This window comes from Streptomyces triticagri, assembly GCF_003429565.1.
GTDB classification, from domain to species: domain Bacteria; phylum Actinomycetota; class Actinomycetes; order Streptomycetales; family Streptomycetaceae; genus Streptomyces; species Streptomyces triticagri.
On sequence record NZ_QUAK01000025.1, the window covers coordinates 48,376 to 72,201 of the forward strand.

General features: G+C 66.6%; 30 protein-coding genes. 2 read left to right on the forward strand and 28 right to left on the reverse strand.

All coding sequences use genetic code 11. From position 1 onward, the window contains the following. Positions 1-166 precede the first annotated feature (166 nt). The 21 genes from rplO to rpsJ form a co-directional block, all read right to left on the reverse strand. Positions 167-622, reverse strand: a complete 456-nt coding sequence (gene rplO / locus DY218_RS05150; RefSeq protein WP_128554710.1) for a 50S ribosomal protein L15 — start codon at positions 620-622, stop codon at positions 167-169. A gap of 1 nt (position 623) precedes the next feature. Beyond that, on the reverse strand, positions 624-806 hold the full coding sequence (rpmD, locus tag DY218_RS05155; RefSeq protein ID WP_128554711.1) for a 50S ribosomal protein L30: 183 nt from the start codon (positions 804-806) through the stop codon (positions 624-626). After that, on the reverse strand, positions 806-1,411 hold the full coding sequence (gene rpsE / locus DY218_RS05160) for a 30S ribosomal protein S5 (RefSeq protein ID WP_128554712.1): 606 nt from the start codon (positions 1,409-1,411) through the stop codon (positions 806-808). Before rpsE ends, rpmD begins: the two co-directional genes overlap by 1 nt. A gap of 42 nt (positions 1,412-1,453) precedes the next feature. Beyond that, positions 1,454-1,837 carry a 50S ribosomal protein L18 gene (rplR, locus tag DY218_RS05165; protein WP_128554713.1) on the reverse strand — a complete coding sequence of 128 codons (384 nt, stop codon included), beginning with the start codon at positions 1,835-1,837 and terminating at the stop codon, positions 1,454-1,456. Positions 1,838-1,840: 3 nt separating this feature from the next. Continuing rightward, complete coding sequence (gene rplF / locus DY218_RS05170) at positions 1,841-2,380, reverse strand: 50S ribosomal protein L6 (protein ID WP_128554714.1); 540 nt, start codon at positions 2,378-2,380, stop codon at positions 1,841-1,843. A gap of 24 nt (positions 2,381-2,404) precedes the next feature. Beyond that, positions 2,405-2,803, reverse strand: coding sequence for a 30S ribosomal protein S8 (rpsH, locus tag DY218_RS05175; RefSeq protein WP_128554715.1), 399 nt, complete (start codon positions 2,801-2,803; stop codon positions 2,405-2,407). Between the two features lie 211 nt (positions 2,804-3,014). Further along, positions 3,015-3,200: a type Z 30S ribosomal protein S14 gene (locus DY218_RS05185; protein WP_003956452.1), complete on the reverse strand. Its 186-nt coding sequence runs from the start codon at positions 3,198-3,200 to the stop codon at positions 3,015-3,017. A gap of 2 nt (positions 3,201-3,202) precedes the next feature. Next, positions 3,203-3,760 (reverse strand): 50S ribosomal protein L5, encoded by a 558-nt coding sequence (rplE, locus tag DY218_RS05190; protein WP_128554717.1) that lies wholly within the window; start codon positions 3,758-3,760, stop codon positions 3,203-3,205. After that, positions 3,760-4,083, reverse strand: coding sequence for a 50S ribosomal protein L24 (gene rplX / locus DY218_RS05195; RefSeq protein ID WP_105868304.1), 324 nt, complete (start codon positions 4,081-4,083; stop codon positions 3,760-3,762). Before rplX ends, rplE begins: the two co-directional genes overlap by 1 nt. 2 nt (positions 4,084-4,085) lie before the next feature. Beyond that, positions 4,086-4,454, reverse strand: a complete 369-nt coding sequence (rplN, locus tag DY218_RS05200; protein ID WP_119286207.1) for a 50S ribosomal protein L14 — start codon at positions 4,452-4,454, stop codon at positions 4,086-4,088. Positions 4,455-4,583: 129 nt separating this feature from the next. After that, positions 4,584-4,871, reverse strand: coding sequence for a 30S ribosomal protein S17 (gene rpsQ, locus DY218_RS05205; protein ID WP_128554718.1), 288 nt, complete (start codon positions 4,869-4,871; stop codon positions 4,584-4,586). After that, positions 4,871-5,095 (reverse strand): 50S ribosomal protein L29, encoded by a 225-nt coding sequence (rpmC, locus tag DY218_RS05210; protein WP_119286205.1) that lies wholly within the window; start codon positions 5,093-5,095, stop codon positions 4,871-4,873. The genes rpsQ and rpmC overlap by 1 nt, the downstream gene beginning before the upstream one ends. Beyond that, positions 5,095-5,514, reverse strand: coding sequence for a 50S ribosomal protein L16 (gene rplP, locus DY218_RS05215; RefSeq protein ID WP_128554719.1), 420 nt, complete (start codon positions 5,512-5,514; stop codon positions 5,095-5,097). Before rplP ends, rpmC begins: the two co-directional genes overlap by 1 nt. 5 nt (positions 5,515-5,519) lie before the next feature. Next, positions 5,520-6,365 (reverse strand): 30S ribosomal protein S3, encoded by an 846-nt coding sequence (gene rpsC / locus DY218_RS05220; RefSeq protein WP_128554720.1) that lies wholly within the window; start codon positions 6,363-6,365, stop codon positions 5,520-5,522. Next, positions 6,365-6,712: a 50S ribosomal protein L22 gene (rplV, locus tag DY218_RS05225; RefSeq protein WP_058848120.1), complete on the reverse strand. Its 348-nt coding sequence runs from the start codon at positions 6,710-6,712 to the stop codon at positions 6,365-6,367. The genes rpsC and rplV overlap by 1 nt, the downstream gene beginning before the upstream one ends. Before the next feature lie 42 nt (positions 6,713-6,754). Then, a complete protein-coding gene (gene rpsS, locus DY218_RS05230; protein ID WP_007384069.1) occupies positions 6,755-7,036 on the reverse strand; it encodes a 30S ribosomal protein S19 in 282 nt (93 codons plus the stop codon). 12 nt (positions 7,037-7,048) lie between these two features. Continuing rightward, positions 7,049-7,885, reverse strand: a complete 837-nt coding sequence (rplB, locus tag DY218_RS05235) for a 50S ribosomal protein L2 (protein WP_128554721.1) — start codon at positions 7,883-7,885, stop codon at positions 7,049-7,051. Between the two features lie 38 nt (positions 7,886-7,923). Next, positions 7,924-8,256 carry a 50S ribosomal protein L23 gene (rplW, locus tag DY218_RS05240; RefSeq protein WP_128554722.1) on the reverse strand — a complete coding sequence of 111 codons (333 nt, stop codon included), beginning with the start codon at positions 8,254-8,256 and terminating at the stop codon, positions 7,924-7,926. Continuing rightward, positions 8,256-8,906 carry a 50S ribosomal protein L4 gene (gene rplD, locus DY218_RS05245; RefSeq protein ID WP_128554723.1) on the reverse strand — a complete coding sequence of 217 codons (651 nt, stop codon included), beginning with the start codon at positions 8,904-8,906 and terminating at the stop codon, positions 8,256-8,258. The genes rplW and rplD overlap by 1 nt, the downstream gene beginning before the upstream one ends. A 7-nt stretch (positions 8,907-8,913) precedes the next feature. Then, positions 8,914-9,558 (reverse strand): 50S ribosomal protein L3, encoded by a 645-nt coding sequence (gene rplC / locus DY218_RS05250; RefSeq protein ID WP_128554724.1) that lies wholly within the window; start codon positions 9,556-9,558, stop codon positions 8,914-8,916. 14 nt (positions 9,559-9,572) lie between these two features. Further along, positions 9,573-9,881: a 30S ribosomal protein S10 gene (gene rpsJ, locus DY218_RS05255; protein ID WP_014054162.1), complete on the reverse strand. Its 309-nt coding sequence runs from the start codon at positions 9,879-9,881 to the stop codon at positions 9,573-9,575. A gap of 542 nt (positions 9,882-10,423) precedes the next feature. Between rpsJ and DY218_RS05260 the strand changes: the two genes are divergently transcribed. Both DY218_RS05260 and DY218_RS05265 read left to right on the forward strand, forming a co-directional pair. Further along, positions 10,424-12,520: an RNase A-like domain-containing protein gene (locus tag DY218_RS05260; RefSeq protein WP_233521382.1), complete on the forward strand. Its 2,097-nt coding sequence runs from the start codon at positions 10,424-10,426 to the stop codon at positions 12,518-12,520. A gap of 56 nt (positions 12,521-12,576) precedes the next feature. After that, positions 12,577-13,242 carry a contact-dependent growth inhibition system immunity protein gene (locus DY218_RS05265; RefSeq protein ID WP_128554726.1) on the forward strand — a complete coding sequence of 222 codons (666 nt, stop codon included), beginning with the start codon at positions 12,577-12,579 and terminating at the stop codon, positions 13,240-13,242. 133 nt (positions 13,243-13,375) lie between these two features. Here the strand turns inward: DY218_RS05265 and tuf are convergent, their stop codons facing one another. The 7 genes from tuf to DY218_RS05300 all read right to left on the reverse strand — a co-directional run bounded on the left by tuf (position 13,376) and on the right by DY218_RS05300 (position 23,701). Then, a complete protein-coding gene (gene tuf / locus DY218_RS05270; RefSeq protein ID WP_128554727.1) occupies positions 13,376-14,569 on the reverse strand; it encodes an elongation factor Tu in 1,194 nt (397 codons plus the stop codon). Between the two features lie 154 nt (positions 14,570-14,723). Next, entirely contained in the window at positions 14,724-16,847 is a 2,124-nt protein-coding gene (gene fusA, locus DY218_RS05275) for an elongation factor G (protein ID WP_128554728.1), read from the reverse strand. Positions 16,848-16,888: 41 nt separating this feature from the next. Next, positions 16,889-17,359, reverse strand: a complete 471-nt coding sequence (rpsG, locus tag DY218_RS05280; protein WP_128554729.1) for a 30S ribosomal protein S7 — start codon at positions 17,357-17,359, stop codon at positions 16,889-16,891. Positions 17,360-17,361: 2 nt separating this feature from the next. Beyond that, on the reverse strand, positions 17,362-17,733 hold the full coding sequence (rpsL, locus tag DY218_RS05285) for a 30S ribosomal protein S12 (protein ID WP_007265893.1): 372 nt from the start codon (positions 17,731-17,733) through the stop codon (positions 17,362-17,364). Between the two features lie 322 nt (positions 17,734-18,055). Next, on the reverse strand, positions 18,056-18,523 hold the full coding sequence (locus DY218_RS05290; protein WP_128554730.1) for a rhodanese-like domain-containing protein: 468 nt from the start codon (positions 18,521-18,523) through the stop codon (positions 18,056-18,058). A gap of 190 nt (positions 18,524-18,713) precedes the next feature. After that, the gene (locus DY218_RS05295) at positions 18,714-19,691 is read right to left on the reverse strand and encodes a helix-turn-helix domain-containing protein (RefSeq protein WP_199566633.1); all 978 of its coding nucleotides are present in this window, start codon (positions 19,689-19,691) and stop codon (positions 18,714-18,716) included. A 95-nt stretch (positions 19,692-19,786) separates the two neighbouring features. Further along, positions 19,787-23,701 carry a DNA-directed RNA polymerase subunit beta' gene (locus DY218_RS05300; RefSeq protein WP_128554731.1) on the reverse strand — a complete coding sequence of 1,305 codons (3,915 nt, stop codon included), beginning with the start codon at positions 23,699-23,701 and terminating at the stop codon, positions 19,787-19,789. Between the last annotated feature and the right edge of the window lie 125 nt (positions 23,702-23,826).

Sequence of the window (23,826 nt, forward strand, 5' to 3'; positions counted from 1 at the left end):
CAACAACCGCGCGGGCAGGCCTGTGGGCAGACCGCGCGGAAAGTACAGTGCCCGCCACCTTACCGGCGACCGCACCCCCCTAGGAACGACCAACCGGGGATGCCCCTTTTGCGAGGCATCCCCGGTGGGGTCGTTCACGTCATCGGAACGTCTGGTCCAACCCGGATCAGACGAGCTCGGTGACGGTACCGCCGGCGGCGGTGATCTTCTCCTTGGCGGAGCCGGAGACGGCGTCGACCGTCACCTGCAGCGCCACGGTGACCTCGCCCTGGCCGAGCACCTTGACGAGGCTGTTCTTGCGAACGGCGCCCTTGGCGACCAGATCGGCCACCGTGACCTCGCCACCCTGCGGGTAGAGCGCGGTCAGCTTGTCGAGGTTCACGACCTGGTACTCGGTCTTGAACGGGTTCTTGAAGCCCTTGAGCTTCGGGAGACGCATGTGGAGGGGCATCTGGCCACCCTCGAAGCGCTCCGGAACCTGGTAACGGGCCTTGGTGCCCTTGGTGCCACGACCAGCGGTCTTACCCTTCGACGCCTCACCACGACCCACACGGGTCTTGGCGGTCTTGGCGCCCGGGGCAGGACGGAGGTTGTGGACCTTCAGCGGGTTCTGCTCCGCCATGTCAGTCGACCTCCTCGACCGTCACGAGGTGGCGGACGGTCTGCACCATGCCGCGGAACTCGGGGCGGTCCTCCTTGACAACCACGTCGTTGACCTTCTTGAGGCCGAGCGAACGCAGGGTGTCGCGGTGGTTCTGCTTGCTGCCGATGTACGACTTCGTCTGCGTGATCTTGAGCTGTGCCATTACGCACCTGCTCCCGCACGCGCACGCAGCAGAGCCGCAGGAGCGACGTCCTCGAGGGGCAGACCGCGGCGGGCCGCGATCTCCTCGGGACGCTGCAGGCCCTGCAGGGCCGCCACGGTCGCGTGCACGATGTTGATCGCGTTGTCGGAGCCGAGCGACTTCGACAGGATGTCGTGCACTCCGGCGCACTCGAGCACGGCACGCACCGGGCCACCGGCGATGACACCGGTACCGGGGGAAGCCGGCTTGAGCAGGACGACGCCCGCAGCCTTCTCGCCCTGGATCGGGTGCGGGATGGTGCCCTGGATACGCGGGACCTTGAAGAAGTGCTTCTTGGCCTCCTCAACGCCCTTGGCGATGGCGGCCGGCACCTCCTTGGCCTTGCCGTATCCGACACCCACGGTGCCGTCACCGTCGCCCACCACGACCAGCGCGGTGAAGCTGAAGCGACGACCACCCTTCACAACCTTGGCGACGCGGTTGATCGCGACGACGCGCTCAACGTACGCGGTCTTCTCGGCGGCAGCTGCGCCGCCGTCACGGCCCTTCCGGTCCCGCCGCTCGCCGCCACCGGCACCGCTTCCGCGGCGCTGGGGTCCAGCCATTGGATTTACCTCTCTCTGTTTCCGCTAGCTACGCAGCGAGGCTCAGAACTTGAGCCCGGCTTCGCGGGCGGCGTCCGCCAGGGCGGCGATGCGCCCCGCGTACTTGTTGCCACCACGGTCGAACACGACGGTCTCGACACCGGCGGCCTTGGCGCGCTCGGCGACCAGGGCGCCGACCGACTTGGCCTGGGCCGACTTGTCGGCCTCGGCACCACGGATCGAGCTGTCCAGGGAGGACGCCGACGCCAGGGTGTGCCCCTTCACGTCGTCGATGACCTGGGCCACGATGTTCCGGTTCGAGCGGGTCACGACGAGGCGCGGACGCTCGGCAGTACCCGAGATGTGCTTACGGATCCGGATGTGACGACGCTTGATGGCAGCACGCTTGTAAGCGTCGCCCTTAGCGATCTTGACACCGTATGCCATGGCTTACTTACCCGCCTTTCCGACCTTGCGGCGGATGACTTCGCCCTCGTACTTGACGCCCTTGGCCTTGTACGGGTCGGGCTTGCGCAGCTTGCGGATGTTGGCCGCAACCTCGCCGACCTTCTGCTTGTCGATGCCCTCGACGGAGAACTTGGTCGGGGACTCCACCTTGAAGGTGATGCCCTCGGGGGCCTCGACCAGGATCGGGTGGCTGTAGCCCAGCGAGAACTCCAGGTTGGAGCCCTTCGCGAGGACGCGGTAACCGACACCGCTGATTTCGAGCTTCTTCACGTAACCGTCGGTCACGCCGGTGATCATGTTCGCCACCAGCGTGCGGGACAGGCCGTGCAGGGCCTTGTTCTGACGCTCGTCGTTGGGACGCGTGACGTTCAGAACGCCGTTCTCGTCCTTGGCGATCTCGATCGGCGACACGACGGTGTGGCTCAGGGATCCCTTGGGGCCCTTCACCGAGACCGTCTGGCCGTCGAGGGTGACATCCACGCCGGCGGGAACCGTGATGGGGAGCTTGCCAATACGCGACATAGCTGTTTCCTCCGTTCCCTTCCGCTACCAGACGTAGGCGAGGACTTCCCCACCCACGCCCTTCTTGCCGGCCTGCTTGTCGGTGAGGAGCCCGTGGGACGTGGAGATGATCGCCACGCCGAGGCCGCCGAGCACCTTCGGCAGGTTGGTGGACTTCGCGTAAACCCGGAGACCGGGCTTGGAGATCCGCTTGATGCCCGCGATGGAGCGCTCACGGTTCGGACCGAACTTCAGGTCGAGGACGAGGTTCTTGCCGACCTCGGCGTCCTCGGTCTTCCAGCCCGTGATGAAGCCCTCCTGCTGGAGGATCTCCGCGATGTGCGACTTGATCTTGCTGTGCGGCATCGACACGGAGTCGTGGTATGCCGAGTTCGCGTTCCGCAGACGCGTAAGCATGTCTGCGATCGGATCAGTCATGGTCATGAATTGGCCTTCGGCCTCTCTCGCCGGGGTTTCCTATGTGCGCCATCCCTCTCCCCACTCAGTGGCGGGACGGGTGCGGTGCGGGGACCTACGGCGTAGTAAGTCGTACGGGGCGGCGGGCGCCCAACCCTCCCAGCCTAAGCCATGGAGGGCGGGGCACCCGACGGTCCCAGTCCTTACCGAGAGTTCCGGGTCATCCCCAACTGGGGGACTACCAGGAGCTCTTGGTCACGCCCGGCAGCTCGCCACGGTGAGCCATCTCACGAAGGCACACGCGGCACAGGCCGAACTTGCGGTAGACGGAGTGGGGCCGGCCGCAGCGCTGGCAGCGGGTGTACGCGCGCACACCGAACTTCGGCTTGCGGGCGGCCTTAGCGATCAGAGCCTTCTTCGCCACGGTCAGTTCTCCTTGAACGGGAAGCCGAGGTGACGGAGGAGGGCACGACCCTCGTCGTCGTTGGACGCCGTGGTGACCACGGTGATGTCCATGCCCCGGACCCGGTCGATCTTGTCCTGGTCGATCTCGTGGAACATGACCTGCTCCGTGAGACCGAAGGTGTAGTTGCCACGGCCGTCGAACTGCTTGGGGGACAGACCACGGAAGTCGCGGATGCGCGGCAGCGCGAGCGACAGGGTGCGGTCCAGGAACTCCCACATGCGGTCGCCACGGAGCGTGACGTGGGCACCGATCGGCTGGCCCTCACGCAGCTTGAACTGCGCGATGGACTTACGGGCCTTGGTGACGGCCGGCTTCTGACCGGTGATCGTGGTGAGGTCGCGGATGGCGCCCTCGATCAGCTTGGAGTCGCGGGCGGCGTCGCCCACACCCATGTTGACCACGATCTTGACGAGGCCGGGGACCTGCATGACGTTCTCGTACGAGAACTCCTCACGCAGCTTGCCCGCGATCTCCTCGCGGTACTTCGTCTTGAGACGCGGAGTGGTGGTGGTAGCCATCAGATGTCCTCACCGGTCCGCTTGGCAACGCGGATCTTGTTGCCCTCGTCGTCGAAGCGGTAACCGACGCGCGTGACGACCTTGTTGCCGTCCTTCTCCACGACCAGCTGGACGTTGGAGACGTGGATCGGGGCCTCGGTCGTGACGATGCCGCCGGCCTGCGAAGCGCGGCCCGGCTGGTTCGCCTTCGTGTGCTTCTTGACCCGGTTGACACCCTCGACCAGGACGCGGTCCTCGCGGGGGAAGGCCGCGATGACCTTGCCCTGCTTGCCCTTGTCCTTGCCGGTGATGACCTGTACCAGGTCGCCCTTCTTGATCTTCATGCTTACAGCACCTCCGGCGCGAGCGAGATGATCTTCATGAACTTCTTCTCGCGCAGCTCACGGCCCACGGGGCCGAAGATACGGGTGCCGCGAGGGTCGCCGTCGTTCTTCAGAATGACAGCGGCGTTCTCGTCGAAGCGGATGTACGAGCCGTCCGGACGGCGGCGCTCCTTGACGGTGCGAACGATGACGGCCTTGATGACGTCACCCTTCTTCACGTTGCCACCGGGGATCGCGTCCTTCACGGTGGCGACGATGACATCGCCGATGCCCGCGTAGCGGCGGCCGGAGCCACCGAGAACACGGATGCAAAGGATTTCCTTCGCACCAGTGTTGTCGGCGACCTTCAGCCGCGACTCCTGCTGGATCACGTCTATCTCCTGTTTGTCTGCCGGTTCCCGGCGGGGGCCACTCTCATGACCCCCACCGAGCCTGGCGGAACGAACCTGAGGGAATGCCCCTCAGGCAGTGCTTACGGTCAACTCCCTTGCGGGAATTGCCTACTTGGCCTTCTCAAGGATCTCGACGATGCGCCAGCGCTTCGTCGCGGACAGCGGCCGGGTCTCCATCAGGAGGACACGGTCGCCGACGCCCGCGGCGTTCTGCTCGTCGTGCGCCTTGACCTTGTTCGTACGGCGGATGACCTTGCCGTACAGGGCGTGCTTCACGCGGTCCTCGACGGCGACGACGACGGTCTTGTCCATCTTGTCGCTGACGACAAGGCCCTCACGGGTCTTGCGGAAGCCGCGGGCGGCCTTGGTCTCTTCAGTCACGTTGCTCTCGCTCATCAGGCGCTCTCCACCGTCTCGATGCCCAGCTCGCGCTCACGCATGAGGGTGTAGATCCGCGCGATGTCCTTGCGGACGGCCTTGAGCCGGCCGTGGTTCTCGAGCTGTCCCGTGGCCGCCTGGAAGCGGAGGTTGAACAGCTCTTCCTTGGCCTCGCGGAGCTTCGCAACGAGCTCCTCGTTGTTCAGCTCGCGCAGCTCGGACGCCTTGGTACCGGCCGACATCACGACTCACCTGCCTCGCGCCGAACGATCCGGCACTTCATCGGAAGCTTGTGAGCAGCGCGGGTAAGCGCCTCACGCGCAATCTTCTCGTTCGGGTAGGACAGCTCGAACATCACCCGACCGGGCTTGACGTTCGCGACCCACCACTCGGGGGAACCCTTACCGGAACCCATGCGGGTCTCGGCGGGCTTCTTGGTCAGCGGGCGGTCCGGGTAGATGTTGATCCAGACCTTGCCGCCACGCTTGATGTGACGGGTCATCGCGATACGAGCGGCCTCGATCTGACGGTTCGTCACATACGCCGGGGTCAGCGCCTGGATGCCGTACTCGCCGAACGCAACCTCAGTGCCACCCTTGGCCATACCACTGCGCTTGGGGTGGTGCTGCTTGCGGTGCTTGACCCTACGAGGGATCAGCATGTCGGTCAGGCCTCCGTTCCAGTGCTCTCGGCCGGAGCGGCTCCGGCGGCGGCAGCCGCCGAAGACTCCGCCTTGGGGGCCTCGGCAGCCGGAGCCGACTGCTGCTGCGGCTTGCGGCCGCGGCCGCCACGCTCGCCACCACGGCCACGGGCCGGGCGGTCGCTGCCACCGCGGGCCGGGCGGTTGCCGGCACGGGCGGCGGCGTTCTCGGCGCGCACCTCGGCGATGTTCTTGACGTCGCCCTTGTAGATCCACACCTTCACGCCGATACGGCCGAAGGTCGTCTTGGCCTCGAAGAAGCCGTAGTCGACGTTGGCGCGGAGCGTGTGCAGGGGCACACGGCCCTCGCGGTAGAACTCCGAGCGCGACATCTCGGCACCGCCGAGACGGCCGCCACACTGGATCTTGATGCCCTTGGCGCCGGCCTTCATCGAGCTCTGCATCGACTTGCGCATCGCACGACGGAAGGAGACGCGGGAGGACAGCTGCTCGGCAACGGCCTGGGCCACCAGCTGCGCATCGGTCTCGGGGTTCTTGACCTCGAGGATGTTCAGCTGGACCTGCTTGCCCGTGAGCTTCTCGAGGTCACCGCGGATGCGGTCGGCCTCGGCGCCACGGCGGCCGATGACGATGCCGGGACGAGCGGTGTGGATGTCCACCCGCACGCGGTCACGGGTGCGCTCGATCTCCACCTTCGAGATGCCGGCGCGCTCCATGCCGGACGTCATCATCCTGCGGATGGCGACGTCTTCCTTGACGTAGTCCTTGTACAGCTTGTCGGCGTACCAACGCGACTTGAAGTCGGTCGTGACACCGAGCCGGAACCCGTGCGGGTTTACCTTCTGGCCCATTACCGGGTTCCTTCCTTGCTGCTGACGACCACGGTGATGTGGCTGGTCCGCTTACGGATCCGGTAGGCACGACCCTGGGCACGCGGACGGAACCGCTTCAGGGTCGGGCCCTCGTCCACGTACGCCTCGCTGATGAACAGCGAAGAGGCGTCACTGTGGTCGTAGTTGTGCGCGGCATTGGCAATGGCACTGTCCAGCACCTTGCCGACCGGCACGCTCGCGGCCTGCGGGGCGAAACGCAGGACCGCCTGAGCCTCCGTGGCGTCCATGCCACGGATGAGGTCCACCACGCGGCGGGCCTTCATGGGCGTGACGCGGATGTACCGCGCCTGGGCCCTGGCTTCCATGGTTGTCCCTTCGGTGTAAGTCATAGTCGTTTCCACCCCGCCTTAGCGGCGCTTCGACTTCCGGTCGTCCTTGACGTGGCCGCGGAAGGTGCGAGTCGGCGAGAACTCGCCGAGCTTGTGGCCGACCATCGACTCGGTGACGAACACCGGGATGTGGGTCTTGCCGTTGTGCACCGCGATCGTGTGGCCCAGCATCGCCGGGACGATCATCGAGCGACGGGACCAGGTCTTGATGACGTTCTTGGAACCGGCTTCGTTCTGTGCGTCCACCTTCTTGATCAGGTGGTCGTCGACGAAGGGCCCCTTCTTGAGACTGCGCGGCATCTAAACCCGCTCCTAGCGCTTCTTGTTCGTCTTGCGGCGGCGGACGATGTACTTGTTCGACGCCTTCTTGGGCGAACGAGTACGGCCTTCCTTCTTGCCCCAGGGCGAGACCGGGTGGCGACCACCGGAGGTCTTGCCCTCACCACCACCGTGCGGGTGGTCGACCGGGTTCATCACGACACCGCGAACGGTGGGACGAACGCCCAGCCAGCGCTTGCGGCCGGCCTTGCCCCAGTTGATGTTCGACTGCTCGGCGTTGCCGACCTCGCCGATGGTGGCGCGGCAGCGGACGTCGACCAGGCGGATCTCACCGGAGGGCATACGAAGGTGGGCCATCGAGCCCTCCTTCGCCAGCAGCTGCACGGAGGCACCCGCGGAGCGGGCGAACTTGGCGCCACCACCGGGACGGAGCTCGATCGCGTGGATCGTGGTACCGACCGGGATGTTGCGCAGCGCCAGGTTGTTGCCGGGCTTGATGTCGGCCGCGGGGCCGTTCTCCACCCGGTCGCCCTGCGACAGGCCGCGGGGGGCGATGATGTAGCGCTTCTCGCCGTCCGCGTAGTGCAGGAGCGCGATGCGCGCGGTGCGGTTGGGGTCGTACTCGATGTGCGCGACCTTCGCCGGCACGCCGTCCTTGTCGTGACGACGGAAGTCGATCACGCGGTAGGCGCGCTTGTGCCCGCCACCCTGGTGGCGAACGGTCACACGACCGGAATTGTTACGGCCGCCCTTGCTGTGCAGCGGGCGGACCAGCGACTTCTCCGGCGTGGACCGCGTGACCTCGACGAAGTCGGCGACGGAGGAGCCACGGCGGCCCGGCGTCGTCGGCTTGTACTTGCGGATTCCCATTTCTCAGTCCTCGTCCGATATCGGACCAGGGCGCTCCGTTAGGAGGCCTGGCCGAAGATGTCGATACGGTCGCCCTCAGCGAGGGTCACGATGGCGCGCTTGGTGTCAGCACGCTTACCGAAACCGGTGCGGGTGCGCTTGCGCTTGCCCTGGCGGTTGATCGTGTTGACCCCGGTGACCTTGACCGAGAAGACCGCCTCGACGGCCTGCTTGATCTGGGTCTTGTTGGCGCCGGGCGCGACGATGAACGTGTACTTGTTCTCGTCGAGGAGGGCGTAGCTCTTCTCCGAAACAACCGGCTTGACGAGGACGTCGCGCGGGTCGGTGAAGGTCTTGCTGGTGACGGTGGTCAGTTCGCTAGGCGCAGACATCAGGCCTCGCTCCCTTCGGTCTCAGCCTTGTTGGGGCCGGCGACGAAGGAGTCGAAGGCGGCCTTGGTGAAGACCACGTCGTCCGAAACGAGCACGTCGTACGTGTTCAGCTGGCCCGGCTCCAGGATGTGCACCTGGGGCAGGTTCCGCGCCGACAGCAGGCCGGTCTCGTCCTCGCGGGTGACGACCAGGAGCACGTTCTTGCGCTCGCTGACCTTCGCCAGGAGGGCCTTGGCGGCCTTGGTGGAAACGTCGCCCTCGACCACGTCGGACACGACGTGGATGCGGTCGTGACGCGCCCGGTCCGAGAGGGCACCGCGCAGGGCGGCGGCCTTCATCTTCTTCGGGGTGCGCTGCGAGTAGTCGCGCGGCACGGGACCGTGCACGACGCCACCGCCGGCGAACTGCGGCGCACGGGTCGAACCCTGGCGCGCGCGGCCGGTGCCCTTCTGGCGGTACGGCTTCTTGCCACCGCCGCGGACCTCGCCACGGGTCTTGGTCTTGTGCGTGCCCTGTCGGGCAGCGGCCAGCTGGGCGACAACGACCTGGTGGATCAGCGGAACGCTGGTCTTGGCGTCGAAGATCTCCGCGGGGAGCTCGACGGTCCCGGCCTTGTCGCCTGCCGGCGAAAGGATGTCAATGGTGCTCATCGTTACCTCAGGCCCCCTTGGCCGCGGTACGGACCAGGACGAGGCCGCCGTTCGGACCAGGAACCGCGCCCTTGATGAGCAGCAGGCCCTTCTCCGCGTCAACGGCATGGACGGTCAGGTTCTGGGTGGTGACCCGCTCGTTGCCCATGCGACCCGCCATGCGGAGGCCCTTGAACACACGGCCCGGGGTGGCGCAGCCACCGATGGAGCCGGGAGAGCGGTGCTTGCGCTGGGTACCGTGACCCGCGCCGAGGCCACGGAAGTTGTGGCGCTTCATGACACCGGCGAAGCCCTTGCCCTTGCTCTTGCCGGTGACGTCCACCTTGATGCCGGCCTCGAAGGCCTCGGCAGTCACTTCCTGGCCGAGGGTGTACTCACTGGCGTCAGCGGTACGGATCTCGACGAGGTGGCGGCGGGGAGTCACGTCGGCCTTGGCGAAGTGGCCCTTGAGGGGCTTGTTCACCTTGCGCGGGTCGATCTCGCCGAAGGCGATCTGGACCGACTCGTAGCCGTCGGTGTCGTTCTTACGGACCTGGGTAACGACGCAGGGCCCGGCCTTGACCACGGTCACGGGGACGACACGGTTGTTCTCGTCCCAGACCTGGGTCATGCCGAGCTTCTCGCCCAGGACACCCTTGATCTGCTTGGTCATCTCTTCCGCGCCTCTCAGAGCTTGATCTCGATGTCGACGCCGGCCGGAAGGTCCAGGCGCATCAGCGAGTCAACGGTCTTGGGCGTCGGGTCGAGGATGTCGATCAGGCGCTTGTGCGTGCGCATCTCGAAGTGCTCGCGCGCGTCCTTGTACTTGTGCGGCGACTTGATGACGCAGTACACGTTCTTCTCAGTGGGCAGCGGCACCGGGCCCGCGACCGACGCACCAGTGCGAGTCACCGTCTCGACGATCTTCTTCGCCGAAGAGTCGATGACCTCGTGGTCGTAGGCCTTGAGCCGGATGCGGATCTTCTGTCCCGCCATGGCTACTTCGTAGTCCTGTCTCTCGTAACGCTCTGGAACCCGAGGGGTTCGGATGACTCCCCTCCCGACCCACGCGGTCGGGCGTGTCGCAGTCCCGCTCACACAGATCTCCCGAAGGATTTCCCTGCTGGGGGCTGCGGCCCGAGGCCGCGGACCGGGGGAAGGCTGCAATCACCTGAAGGCCCACCGGGTGCCTGGTCGAAGGCACCCCGCCACACTTCCCGGAAGATTCCCGTACGTCCGCTCCAGCGCTGCCTTACGGCAGTTGGGGCGACGAGTACTGTGGGACTCGCTTCCGGTCCTCCCGGCGGGAGGCGCGCAGCATCGGCACTCAACCGAGCAACCTGGTCAGTGTGCCATACGGGGCATACCGCTGGCCAATCGCGACCGCGGATCGTACCCCACTCCCGCCCGGGGCAACCGAAGCCCTACCCGGCGAGATTCCCTCATTCCGTCCCCCTGGCCCCCTCGAGCCACTATCTTTGCGTTCGGAAACGCAAAGACGAGGACTTAATTGGGGGTGGGCATTGGCTCTCGTCATGATGTTCGCGGCCCTTTGGGCCACACTGCAAATATTCGCGATCTCCGCACCCACTCGATCCGTACGCTGGTCGACGCTCCTTCTCGCCCTCGTCTGCGGGGTGTACGTCTGCGGCCTCGCGACAGCCCTCGCAGAGGTTGCCTACACCCGCGCCTACACCGACTCGTCCGGCACACCGCTCCACGAAGTCACACGCGCTACGAGCTACCTCGTCGCCCCTTGGGTCGAGGAACTCACAAAGATGGCACCCCTACTGATCGCCGGCATGTACGTCAAGGTCCGGCGCCAATGGGGCGTCACCGACTTCGTGGTCGTCGGCGCGGGGCTGGGAGCGGGATTCGGACTGCTCGAGTCGGTCCTGCGGTACGGGCTCGACGCCGACCGGGCACGGCCGCACGCCGCCGGCGGCTGGCTCATCCCCGACAGCATCTTCCCGCCGTACGTGCCCGGGGTGGAGCAGATCCTCGGCAGTTGGCTGCCCGCCCCGTCCGGCCAGTCCGCGCTCGTCGGGGGCCCGGCGGCCGTCACGTTCACCCACCTGGTGTGGACGGCTCTGGCCGGTCTCGGCGCCGGGCTTGTGCTGCGCGGCCGCGGTCCCTGGCGTCTGCTGGCCCTCGTCCCGGTCGCCGCGGCAGTGGCTCACCACACCGTGACCAACTACGCGGCAGCCAAGCACACTTCAGAGGCCAAGGACTGGCTGGAGTCACTGGACTCGATCGCCTGGGCCGCTCCGCTGGTCTGCCTTGCCGTAGCCATCGCGATCGACCTGCGGTGCCTGCACCGGGCCCGCCGCGCAGTGCCCGAGGTGTCTCTCGCCGCGGAGCGGATCGACGGCGACCGTGCGGCAGCGCTCCTGGGGTACGCGTCCCGGCGGCCTCGCTGGACGGTCCCGATCGCCGTCCGGTACGTACGTCTGCGTCGGTCTCTGCTCTACGCCACGGCGGACTCCACCAGAAGCCCTGAGTCAGCCGCAGCGCCCTTGCGCGAGGCCGTCCTCGAGGCCCGTGCGCTCATCGATTCCACGGACAACCAGCACACGTGGCGCTCCCCCGAGACCTACGCCCGCATCCGAGCGGCTCGCGCGCGGTCAGCCCGCCATCGATGGCTGCTGCTCATACCCTGCCTGCTCGCGCTCCCCGCGCTCCTCTTCCTCGGCGTCGGGGCATTCCCCACCACTGCCGGGCTGCAGCAGTACTTCACCTCGGGGAGCGGGCCGTGGGTCCTGCTCTGCTTCAGCATTGCGGGCATGGCCTGGATCGGCTGGATCCTGGTCATGCTGCTCCGCACCTGGCGGCCGACTGCCGCACAGCCGATCGGCGAACTGCTCGCCGCCCACCGCTTCCGGTTCGGCACGGCGCTGGGTTCAGCCACTGCCGGCGTCCTGCTGCTGATCCGGGGACTGGGCGACGCGGGGCCCGAAGGTGACGCCATCCCACCCGCCCATCTGCTCAACGCACTCAACGACTTCGTCGTCTACCTGGGCTTCGCCCTTCTCCTGCTCTCGCTGCTGTCCCTGTTCCCGCCCGGCGGCCTCGCGGTCGCAGGCGGCGGCGCACTGGCACAGGCTTCGACCGCGGGTGCGCTCAAGGCAGCCGGCTTCGGCGTGCTCCTCATGGCGGCGGGCGCCGGCGGGTCGGGCTTCGGCCCCGGCGACTACAACGCCTGGCCCCGCAGCAAGCGCAAGGGGCGGACGAAGCCCGAACATCGGGCAGACCTGAAGGGGGACGAGGGCAAGAATGGCGCGCACACGCTCGCACGGCATGTGCGAAAGAAGACTCACGAAATGAGGGACCGCCTGCGCAAGGACCCGACACTCGGCGCAGACTCCCGCTTCATCAACGAGGCGTCAGCCCAGAAGTTCACCGATGCGACGCTCCTGCAGCATCAAAAGGCCATCACGAAATGGCTTCAGTCAGGCAGATCGCGCACATTGAAGCTCCATGGGCAGTTCGCAGAAGATACCGGACTTCATCTGAGTCGAAGAGACTTCGTTAATGGCCGCCCTACTTCAACAGTACGGAACGTACGTGTCATTCTGAGGCGAGACCCTGCATCTCCGTCCGGATACCGCGTACACACATCGTTCCCCGTCCCCTAACGTCTCCCCCGATCATCGCTGAGAGACGTCCTCGGCACTCAGAAAGGTCGACCGTCGTGCCTCCCGAACCGCCCGGCCATCGCTTCTCCGAGCTTCAGCAATTGCTGAACTGCTATGCGTCCCACACGTTTGCGTTCACGGACACACCTGCGGTCCCGAGCCCGGCTCTGCTCTCCTACCTTCGGGCCGCTGCCGCAGACCCAGGACGCGCGGTCTCCGCCGTCGCACAGATCGACGATCTACTCGAAGCGGGACTCTTCTCCGACGAAGTGGCGAACGACGTCGACCTCATGCCCCGCATTCGGCCCCCGGAGGGAATGACTGTCGAGCAGTGCCTTCGCGTCACGCGCGCGCACCTGGCCGAGTTCATTCGGGCCCCACACACCATTTCCCTGGAAAGACCCACCAGTCGCTGGGAATGGGATGCGCGCTTTCCGGAACTTTCGCAGTTCATCGGTACACGGTTCCATCAGGATTTCTCCTACGACTACACCAGCCACAGCGAGGCGATCGACGAGTACTTCGAATACGCATCGCCCGAAGAAGTCCGCACGCTCCACGCCGATATCGAGCGGCTGCTCGGCATGCTCCACTCCGACGCGGAGTTCGAGGAGGCCGCCGAGGCCTTGGGCATGGACGTCTACCCACCGGACGACCAGACCTTCCGGACCTGGCTCACCCACACCGTGCTCCCCACCGTCCAGCGCCACCTCGCCGCGTAGCCGCAGGAAGACTTACCCGCCCAGCGCAAAGGGCCCCGGCCCCACCGTCGAAGCGGTGGAACCAGGGCCCTGCGTACTGCTCATGTGCTCCGTTCGGAGCGACCGGGTCTCCCCGATCAGCAAGTAACCGGGATTACTTGTTGATCTTGGTGACCTGGCCGGCGCCCACGGTCCGGCCACCCTCACGGATGGCGAACTTCAGGCCCTCCTCCATGGCGACGGGCTGGATGAGCTTGACGCTCATCTCGGTGTTGTCGCCGGGCATGACCATCTCGGTGCCCTCGGGGAGCTCCACAACACCGGTCACGTCAGTCGTACGGAAGTAGAACTGCGGACGGTAGTTGTTGAAGAACGGCGTGTGGCGGCCACCCTCGTCCTTGGACAGGATGTAGGCCTGGGCCTCGAACTCGGTGTGCGGCGTGACCGAACCGGGCTTGATGATGACCTGGCCGCGCTCGACGTCCTCGCGCTTGATGCCACGGAGGAGCAGACCGACGTTCTCACCGGCCTGGCCCTCGTCGAGCAGCTTGCGGAACATCTCGATGCCGGTGACCGTGGTGGTGGTCTTCTCGGTCTTGATGCCGATGATGTCGACGGTCTCGTTGACCTTGAGGACACCGCGCTCGATACGACCGGTGACGACGGTGCCACGACCGGTGATCGTGAAGACGTCCTCGATCGGCATCAGGAACGGCTTGTCGACGTCACGCTCGGGCTGCGGGATGGCCTCGTCGACAGCCTTCATCAGGTTGAGGACGGACTCGCCCCACTCCTTGTCGCCCTCGAGCGCCTTCAGAGCGGAGACCTTGACGACCGGAACGTCGTCGCCCGGGAACTCGTACTCGGAGAGGAGCTCACGGACCTCGAGCTCGACGAGCTCCAGGATCTCCTCGTCGTCCACCATGTCGGCCTTGTTGAGGGCGACAACGATGTACGGCACGCCGACCTGGCGGGCCAGGAGCACGTGCTCCTTGGTCTGCGGCATCGGGCCGTCGGTCGCGGCGACCACCAGGATCGCGCCGTCCATCTGGGCGGCACCGGTGATCATGTTCTTGATGTAGTCCGCGTGACCGGGGCAGTCGACGTGCGCGTAGTGACGGTCCTCGGTCTGGTACTCGACGTGCGCGATGGAGATGGTGATACCGCGCTGGCGCTCCTCGGGCGCCTTGTCGATGTTCTCGAAGGCCGAGGCCTCGTTCAGGTCCGGGTACGCGTCGTGCAGCACCTTGGTAATGGCGGCCGTGAGGGTCGTCTTACCGTGGTCGATGTGACCGATGGTGCCGATGTTGACGTGCGGCTTAGTCCGCTCGAACTTCGCCTTCGCCACTGGGGTCCTCCTGTGGAGTGGTTCTGTACGCCTTACTCATCGGCGCCAGGTGATCTTTGCTGGGTTGCCCGGAGCCCGGGGCATTCCGTACCGGTGTGGAAGGAAATGCCCCGGTGGACTCCGGTGACAAGCCTAAAGCGTGAACTCGGGTGAGTTACTCGCCCTTGGCCTTCGCGATGATCTCCTCGGCGACGTTCCTGGGAACCTCGGCGTAGGAGTCGAACTGCATCGAGTAGCTTGCGCGACCCGAGGTCTTGCTGCGGAGGTCTCCGACATAGCCGAACATCTCCGACAGCGGCACCAGGCCCGTGACGAGCTTGGCACCCGAGCGGTCTTCCATGGACTGGATCTGACCGCGACGGGAGTTGATGTCGCCGACGACGTCGCCCATGTAGTCCTCGGGCGTGGTCACCTCGACCTTCATCATCGGCTCGAGCAGGGCCGGGGAGGCCTTGCGTGCGGCCTCCTTGAAGGCCATCGAACCGGCGATCTTGAACGCCATCTCGGAGGAGTCGACCTCGTGGTAGGCGCCGTCAAGGAGCGTGACGCGGACACCCGTGAGCGGGTAGCCGGCGAGCACGCCGAACTCCATGGCCTCCTGGCAGCCGGCGTCCACGGACGGGATGTACTCCCGCGGGACACGGCCACCGGTGACCTTGTTCTGGAACTCGTAGCCGTCGCCCTCGAGCGGCTCGACCGCGATCTGCACCTTGGCGAACTGGCCGGAACCACCAGTCTGCTTCTTGTGCGTGTAGTCGAGGCGCTCGACCGGCTTGCGCAGCGTCTCGCGGTACGCGACCTGCGGCTTGCCGACGTTGGCCTCGACGCGGAACTCGCGCTTCATGCGGTCGACGAAGACGTCCAGATGGAGCTCGCCCATACCGGCGATGATCGTCTGACCGGTCTCCTCGTCCGTCTTGGCGCGGAAGGACGGGTCCTCCTCTGCCAGGCGCTGGATGGCGACACCCAGCTTCTCCTGGTCGCCCTTGGACTTGGGCTCGATCGCGACCTCGATGACCGGCGCCGGGAAGTCCATGGACTCCAGGATCACCGGGTTCTTGTCGTCGCAGAGCGTCTCACCGGTGGTGGTCTGCTTCAGGCCCATGACGGCGACGATGTCGCCCGCGCCCACCGACTCGATCTCCTCACGCTTGTTCGCGTGCATGCGGTAGATCTTGCCGATGCGCTCCTTCTTGCCCTTGATGGGGTTCAGCACCGCGGTGCCGGAGTCCAGGCGACCCGAGTAGACCCGGATGAAGGTGAGCCTGCCCAGGTGCGGGTCGCTCGCGATCTTGAAGGCGAGCGCGGAGAGCGGCTCCTCCTCGGACGGCTTGCGCGTGACCACGGTCTCCGGGTCCTTGACGTCGTGGCCCTCGATGGCCTCGACGTCCAGGGGGGAGGGCAGGTAACGCACGACCGCGTCGAGCAGGGGCTGAACGCCCTTGTTCTTGAAGGCGGTACCGCAGAACACGGGGGTGACGGTGGTGCCGTCGATGACCTTGCCGGAGGCGATGGTGATACGGCGGATCGCCGCGTACAGCTGCTCCACGGTGGGCTCCTGGCCCTCCAGGTACAGCTCCATCATCTCGTCGTCGTTCTCGGCGACGGTCTCGAGCAGCTTGCCGCGCCACTCGTCGGCGGCTTCCTGGTGGGTGTCCGGGATGTCGACGGTGTCGTACATCTCGCCCTTGGAGGCCTCGGCGGACCAGACGAACGCCTTCATGGTGACGAGGTCGACGACACCCCTGAAGTCGGACTCCGCACCGATCGGGATCTGCATGACGATCGGGGTGGCGCCGAGGCGGTCCACGATCATGTCGACGCAGCGGTGGAACTCGGCGCCCGTACGGTCCAGCTTGTTGACGAAGCAGATGCGCGGAACGCCGTAGCGGTCCGCCTGACGCCAGACGGTCTCGGACTGGGGCTCGACGCCGGCCACGCCGTCGAACACGGTCACCGCACCGTCGAGCACCCGCAGGGACCGCTCCACCTCGACGGTGAAGTCGACGTGCCCGGGGGTGTCGATGATGTTGATCGTGTGGTCGACGTTCTCCAGCGGCCAGTGGCAGGTGGTGGCAGCGGACGTGATCGTGATGCCACGCTCCTGCTCCTGCTCCATCCAGTCCATGGTGGCAGCGCCGTCGTGGACCTCACCGATCTTGTACGAGACACCGGTGTAGAACAGGATCCGCTCGGTGGTCGTCGTCTTGCCCGCGTCGATGTGGGCCATGATCCCGATGTTGCGGACCTTGGCCAGATCAAGCGAAGTGGTAGCCATAAGGCTTCAGTCTTCTCTCGTTCTCTCGATGTGGGTTGCGACTACCAGCGGTAGTGCGCGAAGGCCTTGTTGGACTCGGCCATCTTGTGCGTGTCCTCGCGCTTCTTGACGGCCGCACCGAGGCCGTTCGAGGCGTCGAGCAGCTCGTTCGTCAGGCGCTCGGTCATCGTCTTCTCACGACGGGCGCGGGAGTAACCCACGAGCCAGCGCAGCGCGAGCGTGTTGGCGCGGCCGGGCTTGACCTCGACCGGGACCTGGTAGGTCGCGCCACCGACACGGCGGGACTTGACCTCGAGGGTCGGCTTGATGTTCTCCAGCGCGCGCTTCAGCGTGATGACCGGGTCGTTGCCCGACTTGTCACGGAGGCCCTCCATGGCGCCGTACACGATGCGCTCGGCGGTGGAGCGCTTGCCGTTCAGCAGCACCTTGTTGATGAGGGAGGTCACCAGAGGAGAACCGTAGACCGGGTCGATGATGACCGGGCGCTTCGGGGCGGGGCCCTTACGAGGCATTCTTACTTCTCCTTCTTGGCGCCGTAGCGGCTGCGGGCCTGCTTGCGGTTCTTGACCGCCTGGGTGTCGAGCGCACCACGGATGATCTTGTAGCGAACACCCGGCAGGTCCTTCACACGACCGCCACGCACGAGCACGATGGAGTGCTCCTGCAGGTTGTGCCCCTCACCCGGGATGTAGGCCGTGACCTCGATGCCGGAGGTCAGACGCACACGTGCGACCTTCCGCAGCGCCGAGTTCGGCTTCTTGGGGGTGGTGGTGAACACACGCGTGCAGACGCCGCGGCGCTGGGGCGAGGCCTCCAGGGCCGGGGTCTTGGTCTTTTCGACCTTGTCCTGCCGGCCCTTGCGGACCAGCTGCTGGATCGTAGGCACTACTTCTCCGGTTTCTGTGTGCCGTATAAAGCTAACCTGGAACTTCGCCGACCCACGCGGTCGGGTGTGTCGAATGCTGCGGACTCCCGCACAAGGAGCGGGGAGAGACGCAGATTGCGGTGTGTTGATACGGCTCCGCGTACGGACTATGGGCACGCACGCGAGCCCAGGCACACCCCAGGCACAAGGTCTGAGCGTACCTACCTCATGGACTCCGGTCAAAACAAATGCGATCGCCCTGACACGCCGGACTTGTCAGGCGTAGATCATCGGCGCCGCACGGCCGCGGACCTCGGCGAAACACCAGGTCACCCGCCTCTCCTCAGCAGGCGCAGGAGATGCCGGAACGAGGGGCCGTCAGGTCGTCGACGGGCCGCTGCGCACTGCCCTCGGCCGTCTCGTACGCGAAGCCCTCACGCGCCCAGTACTCGAAGCCGCCGATCATCTCCTTGACCCGGTATCCCAGGCGGGCGAAGGCGAGGGCGGCGCGGGTGGCGCCGTTGCAGCCCGGGCCCCAGCAGTAGGTGACCACAGTCACCGACGGGTCGATCAGCGCGGGCGCCCGCCCGGCGATCTCCGCGGTGGGGATGTGCAGCGCCCCGGGGATGTGGCCCTGCGCCCAGGCGACCTCGCTGCGCGAGTCGACCACGACCACGCCGGCGACCCCGGCGGAGAGGTCGGCGTGGACGTCGGAGACGTCGGCCTCGAAGGACAGCCGTGCCGCGAAGTGGGCGGCGGCCTCGGCGGGAGCGGCGGCGGGGATGGAGAGGCCGGCGGCGGTGGCGGTCACGGACGTACTCCTTGCAGCTTGCACGAGCACCGGCGACGGATGTCGAACTCGGCGCTGACCTGGGGGTTCCCAGATCCTGCAGGCAATGCTCGACGCTCTGCCCGTACGGGACGAGTGGCGGCAACGCCTGAGTTCGTCAAGATCCCGCCAGCGGGTGGTCCTCCGGTCCGGCAGCGGGACGAGCCGGTCCTCAGGCCGCCGCCACCCGCGTGAACGCCTTGCGATACGCCATGGGCGTCGTACGCATCCGCCGTGTGAAGTGGTGCCGAAAGGTCGCCGCACTGTCGAAGCCCACCGCCGCGGCGACCTCGTCGACGCTGCCCTCGCCCGACTCGAGAAGCGGCAGGCTCGCCGCCACCCGCTGCGAGACGACCCAGCGCATCGGGCTGACCCCGTTGCGCCGGGTGAAGTGCCGCAGATACGACCGCTCGGACATCGCCGCGACCGTGGCCAGGGCCGCCACGGACAACGGCGTGTGCAGCCGTCCGAGCGCCCAGTCCATGCTCCGGGCGATCCCGTCGTCCACCCCGTCCACCGGACGTACCGCCGCCTCGATGAACTGCGCCTGCCCGCCCTCGCGGTGCGGCGGGACCACGAACCGGCGGGCCACCTTGTTGGCGACCTCCGCCCCGTGGTCCGCGCGCACCAGGTACAGGCACAGATCGATCCCGGCCGCGCTGCCCGCACTGCTCAGCACGTCGCCGTTGTCCACATACAGCACATCCGGGTCCACCTCCACCCGCGGATGCCGCTCCGCGAGCGCCCGTGCGTAGCGCCAGTGGGTGGTGGCCCGCCGCCCGTCGAGCAGCCCCGTCGCGGCGAGCGCGAACGCGCCCGAACAGATCGACACGAGCCGCGCCCCGCGCTCGTGCGCCCGCAGCAGCGCGTCGACGAGCGCGGCCGGCACCTCACCGCCGGCCTCGGCCACCCCGGGCACGATGACGGTGTCCGCCGACGCCAGCACGTCCAGACCGTGCTCCGCACGCACCGAGAACCCACCGACCACCCGCAGTTGACGCCCCGGCTCCTGCGCACACACCTTCAGCTCGTACCAGGGCCGCTCCCCCAACTCGGGCCGCGCAAGCCCGAACACCTCCACCACCACACCCAACTCGAACGGCGCCATCCCGTCATACGCCACCACGGCAACCGTGTGCTTCTCCACCATCCTGAAATGCTAGACGGCGGTGACGCACCCCCCGCACACACCGAAGGGCGGTCACCCCGCACAGGGATGACCGCCCTTCGACTCAAGCTGCTCGCTTACTGGTTGTACGGACCGTAGTCGTAGTCCTCCAGCGGGACGGCCTGGCCGGAGCCGGTGCCGAACGGCGAGTAGTCGATGTCGTCGTAGCCGACGGCCGAGTACATCGCGGCCTTGGCCTCCTCGGTGGGCTCCACCCGGATGTTGCGGTAGCGGGACAGGCCCGTACCGGCCGGGATGAGCTTACCGATGATGACGTTCTCCTTGAGGCCGATGAGGCTGTCGGACTTGGCGTTGATCGCCGCGTCCGTCAGGACTCGGGTCGTCTCCTGGAAGGAGGCGGCCGACAGCCAGGACTCCGTCGCGAGCGAGGCCTTGGTGATACCCATCAGCTGCGGACGGCCCGAGGCCGGGTGGCCACCGGTCGTCACGACCCGGCGGTTCTCCGTCTCGAACTTCGTACGCTCGACGAGCTCACCGGGCAGCAGCTCCGCGTCGCCCGACTCGATGATCGTCACACGGCGCAGCATCTGCCGGATGATGATCTCGATGTGCTTGTCGTGGATCGACACACCCTGCGAGTTGTAGACCTTCTGGACCTCGCCGACCAGGTGGACCTGGACCGCGCGCTGACCGAGGATCCGCAGCACGTCGTGCGGGTTGGTGGCACCCACCGTGAGCTTCTGGCCCACGTCGACGTGGTCGCCCTCGCCCACCAGGAGTCGGGCACGCTTCGAGATCGGGAAGGCCGTCTCGTCGCTGCCGTCGTCCGGGGTGACGACGATCTTCTTGGTCTTCTCGGTCTCCTCGATCCGCACGCGGCCGGCGGCCTCGGAGATCGGGGCGACACCCTTCGGCGTACGGGCCTCGAAGAGCTCGACGACACGGGGCAGACCCTGGGTGATGTCGTCACCGGCCACACCACCGGTGTGGAAGGTACGCATCGTCAGCTGGGTACCGGGCTCACCGATGGACTGGGCGGCGATGATGCCGACCGCCTCACCGATGTCGACCAGCTTGCCGGTGGCCAGCGAACGGCCGTAGCAGAAGGCACAGGTGCCGACCGCCGACTCACAGGTCAGGACCGAGCGGGTCTTGACCTCCTCGACGCCGTTGGCGACCAGGGCGTCGATGAGTACGTCACCGAGGTCGACGTTGGCCGGCGCGATGACCTTGCCGTCGATGACGACGTCCTCGGCGAGCATGCGGGCGTACACCGAGGTCTCGACGTCCTCGGCCTTCCGCAGGATGCCGTCGGCGCCCTTCTCGGCGATCCGCAGCTTCAGACCGCGGTCGGTGCCGCAGTCCTCCTCGCGGATGATCACGTCCTGCGAGACGTCGACCAGACGACGGGTCAGGTAACCCGAGTCGGCCGTACGCAGGGCGGTGTCCGCCAGACCCTTACGGGCACCGTGCGTGGAGATGAAGTACTCCAGTACGGAGAGACCCTCACGGAACGAGGCCTTGATGGGCCGCGGGATGGTCTCGTTCTTGGCGTTGGACACCAGACCACGCATACCGGCGATCTGACGCATCTGCATCATGTTTCCGCGCGCGCCCGAATTCACCATCATGTAGATGGGGTTGGTCTTCGGGAAGTTCGCGTTCATCGCGTCGGCGACCTCGGCCGTCGCACGCGTCCAGATGGTGATCAGTTCGTTGGTGCGCTCGTCCTTGGTGATCAGACCGCGCTCGTACTGCTTCTGGACCTTCTCGTCCTGCGCCTCGTACCCGGCGACGATCTCCTTCTTCGCGTCGGGGACGACGACGTCGGAGATGGCGACGGTGACACCGGAGCGGGTCGCCCAGAAGAAGCCGGCCGCCTTCAGGTTGTCGAGCGTCGCCGCCACGATGACCTTCGGGTAGCGCTCGGCGAGGTCGTTGACGATCTCGGAGAGCTGCTTCTTGCCGACCGTGTAGTCCACGAACGGGTAGTCCTCGGGCAGCAGCTCGTTGAAGAGCGCGCGGCCCAGGGTCGTCCGCAGACGGAAGGAGTCGCCCGGCTGCCAGGGGCCCTGGCCGAGTGCCTCGTCGGCCTCGTCCTCGGCCGGCGGGGTCCAGCCGCGCGGCGGGATGGTGCCCACCGGGAAGCGGATGTCGACCTTCGCCTGCAGCGAGAGCTCCTTGGCGTCGAACGCCATGGTCGCCTCGGCCGTCGAGCCGAAGGACCGGCCCTCACCGATGACCTTGCGCTCTTCCTCGTCGGTGGTGAGGAAGAAGAGGCCGAGCACCATGTCCTGGGTGGGCATGGTGACCGGACGGCCGTCGGCCGGCTTCAGAATGTTGTTCGAGGAGAGCATCAGGATGCGCGCCTCGGCCTGCGCCTCCGCGGAGAGCGGCAGGTGCACGGCCATCTGGTCACCGTCGAAGTCCGCGTTGAACGCGGTGCAGACGAGCGGGTGGATCTGAATGGCCTTGCCCTCGACCAGCTGCGGCTCGAAGGCCTGGATACCGAGGCGGTGCAGCGTCGGCGCACGGTTCAGCAGAACCGGGTGCTCGGCGATGACCTCTTCCAGGACGTCGTACACGACCGTGCGGCCGCGCTCGACCATGCGCTTGGCCGACTTGATGTTCTGCGCGTGGTTCAGGTCGACCAGGCGCTTCATCACGAACGGCTTGAAGAGCTCCAGGGCCATGGCCTTCGGCAGACCGCACTGGTGCAGCTTCAGCTGCGGACCGACGACGATCACCGAACGCGCGGAGTAGTCCACGCGCTTGCCGAGCAGGTTCTGCCGGAAGCGGCCCTGCTTGCCCTTGAGCATGTCGGACAGCGACTTCAGCGGACGGTTGCCGGGGCCCGTGACCGGGCGACCACGACGGCCGTTGTCGAAGAGCGCGTCGACTGCCTCCTGGAGCATGCGCTTCTCGTTGTTCACGATGATCTCGGGGGCACCGAGGTCGAGAAGGCGCTTCAGGCGGTTGTTGCGGTTGATGACGCGGCGGTACAGGTCGTTCAGGTCGGAGGTCGCGAAGCGGCCACCGTCCAGCTGCACCATCGGACGCAGGTCCGGCGGGATGACCGGCACGCAGTCGAGCACCATGCCCTTGGGGCTGTTGCTGGTCTGCAGGAAGGCGGAGACGACCTTGAGGCGCTTGAGCGCGCGGGTCTTCTTCTGGCCCTTGCCGGTACGGATGATCTCGCGGAGGCGCTCGGCCTCCTCGTCGAGGTCGAAGGACTCCAGGCGCTTCTGCAGCGCCGCGGCACCCATCGAGCCGTCGAAGTAGGTGCCGAAACGGTCGCGCAGCTCGCGGTAGAGCAGCTCGTCGCCCTCGAGGTCCTGGACCTTGAGGTTCTTGAAGCGGTTCCACACCTCGTCGAGACGGTCGATCTCGCGCTGGGCGCGGTCGCGCAGCTGCTTCATCTCGCGCTCGGCGCCCTCGCGCACCTTGCGGCGTACGTCGGCCTTGGCGCCCTCGGCCTCGAGCTCGGCCAAGTCGGTCTCGAGCTTCTTGGCGCGGGCCTCGAGGTCGGCGTCGCGGCGGTTCTCGATCTGCTGACGCTCGACGGAGACGTGCGCCTCCAGGGACGGCAGGTCGCGGGTACGACGCTCCTCGTCCACGAACGTGATCATGTAGGCGGCGAAGTAGATGACCTTCTCGAGGTCCTTCGGCGCCAGGTCGAGCAGGTACCCGAGGCGCGACGGGACGCCCTTGAAGTACCAGATGTGGGTGACGGGAGCGGCAAGCTCGATGTGGCCCATCCGCTCACGACGCACCTTGGCGCGAGTGACCTCGACGCCGCAGCGCTCGCAGATGATGCCCTTGAAGCGGACACGCTTGTACTTGCCGCAGTAGCACTCCCAGTCCCGGGTCGGACCGAAGATCTTCTCGCAGAAGAGTCCGTCCTTCTCGGGCTTGAGGGTGCGGTAGTTGATGGTCTCCGGCTTCTTGACCTCGCCGTGCGACCACTGTCGGATGTCGTCCGCGGTGGCCAGGCCGATCCGCAGCTCGTCGAAGAAGTTGACGTCGAGCACTTTGTCGTCAATCCCTCTTTCGGGGGTCGTGCCCCTCGCACTCAGTGAGCGAAAGGGCGCTAAATCATGGTCTGTACGGGTCCGGGGCGGGGCCGGGGCCTCTTAAGCAGAGACCCCGACCAGAC

Bases quoted from the DNA above. Each gene is read 5' to 3' on its own strand.
- rplF (WP_128554714.1), bottom strand. From the start codon at position 2,380: ATGTCGCGTATTGGCAAGCTCCCCATCACGGTTCCCGCCGGCGTGGAT.
- DY218_RS05260 (WP_233521382.1), top strand. From the start codon at position 10,424: ATGTTCGCGGCCCTTTGGGCCACACTGCAAATATTCGCGATCTCCGCA.
- rplX (WP_105868304.1), bottom strand. From the start codon at position 4,083: ATGAAGATCAAGAAGGGCGACCTGGTACAGGTCATCACCGGCAAGGAC.
- fusA (WP_128554728.1), bottom strand. From the start codon at position 16,847: ATGGCTACCACTTCGCTTGATCTGGCCAAGGTCCGCAACATCGGGATC.
- rpmD (WP_128554711.1), bottom strand. From the start codon at position 806: ATGGCACAGCTCAAGATCACGCAGACGAAGTCGTACATCGGCAGCAAG.
- rpsJ (WP_014054162.1), bottom strand. From the start codon at position 9,881: ATGGCGGGACAGAAGATCCGCATCCGGCTCAAGGCCTACGACCACGAG.
- rplW (WP_128554722.1), bottom strand. From the start codon at position 8,256: ATGTCTGCGCCTAGCGAACTGACCACCGTCACCAGCAAGACCTTCACC.
- rplB (WP_128554721.1), bottom strand. From the start codon at position 7,885: ATGGGAATCCGCAAGTACAAGCCGACGACGCCGGGCCGCCGTGGCTCC.
- rplV (WP_058848120.1), bottom strand. From the start codon at position 6,712: ATGGAAGCCAGGGCCCAGGCGCGGTACATCCGCGTCACGCCCATGAAG.
- rpsE (WP_128554712.1), bottom strand. From the start codon at position 1,411: ATGGCTGGACCCCAGCGCCGCGGAAGCGGTGCCGGTGGCGGCGAGCGG.
- rplD (WP_128554723.1), bottom strand. From the start codon at position 8,906: ATGAGCACCATTGACATCCTTTCGCCGGCAGGCGACAAGGCCGGGACC.
- rplR (WP_128554713.1), bottom strand. From the start codon at position 1,837: ATGGCATACGGTGTCAAGATCGCTAAGGGCGACGCTTACAAGCGTGCT.
- rpsH (WP_128554715.1), bottom strand. From the start codon at position 2,803: ATGACCATGACTGATCCGATCGCAGACATGCTTACGCGTCTGCGGAAC.
- rpsS (WP_007384069.1), bottom strand. From the start codon at position 7,036: ATGCCGCGCAGTCTCAAGAAGGGGCCCTTCGTCGACGACCACCTGATC.
- rpsQ (WP_128554718.1), bottom strand. From the start codon at position 4,871: ATGAGCGAGAGCAACGTGACTGAAGAGACCAAGGCCGCCCGCGGCTTC.
- rplE (WP_128554717.1), bottom strand. From the start codon at position 3,760: ATGGCTACCACCACCACTCCGCGTCTCAAGACGAAGTACCGCGAGGAG.
- rplC (WP_128554724.1), bottom strand. From the start codon at position 9,558: ATGACCAAGCAGATCAAGGGTGTCCTGGGCGAGAAGCTCGGCATGACC.
- rplO (WP_128554710.1), bottom strand. From the start codon at position 622: ATGGCGGAGCAGAACCCGCTGAAGGTCCACAACCTCCGTCCTGCCCCG.
- DY218_RS05295 (WP_199566633.1), bottom strand. From the start codon at position 19,691: ATGGTGGAGAAGCACACGGTTGCCGTGGTGGCGTATGACGGGATGGCG.
- rpsC (WP_128554720.1), bottom strand. From the start codon at position 6,365: ATGGGCCAGAAGGTAAACCCGCACGGGTTCCGGCTCGGTGTCACGACC.
- rpmC (WP_119286205.1), bottom strand. From the start codon at position 5,095: ATGTCGGCCGGTACCAAGGCGTCCGAGCTGCGCGAGCTGAACAACGAG.
- rpsG (WP_128554729.1), bottom strand. From the start codon at position 17,359: ATGCCTCGTAAGGGCCCCGCCCCGAAGCGCCCGGTCATCATCGACCCG.
- rplP (WP_128554719.1), bottom strand. From the start codon at position 5,514: ATGCTGATCCCTCGTAGGGTCAAGCACCGCAAGCAGCACCACCCCAAG.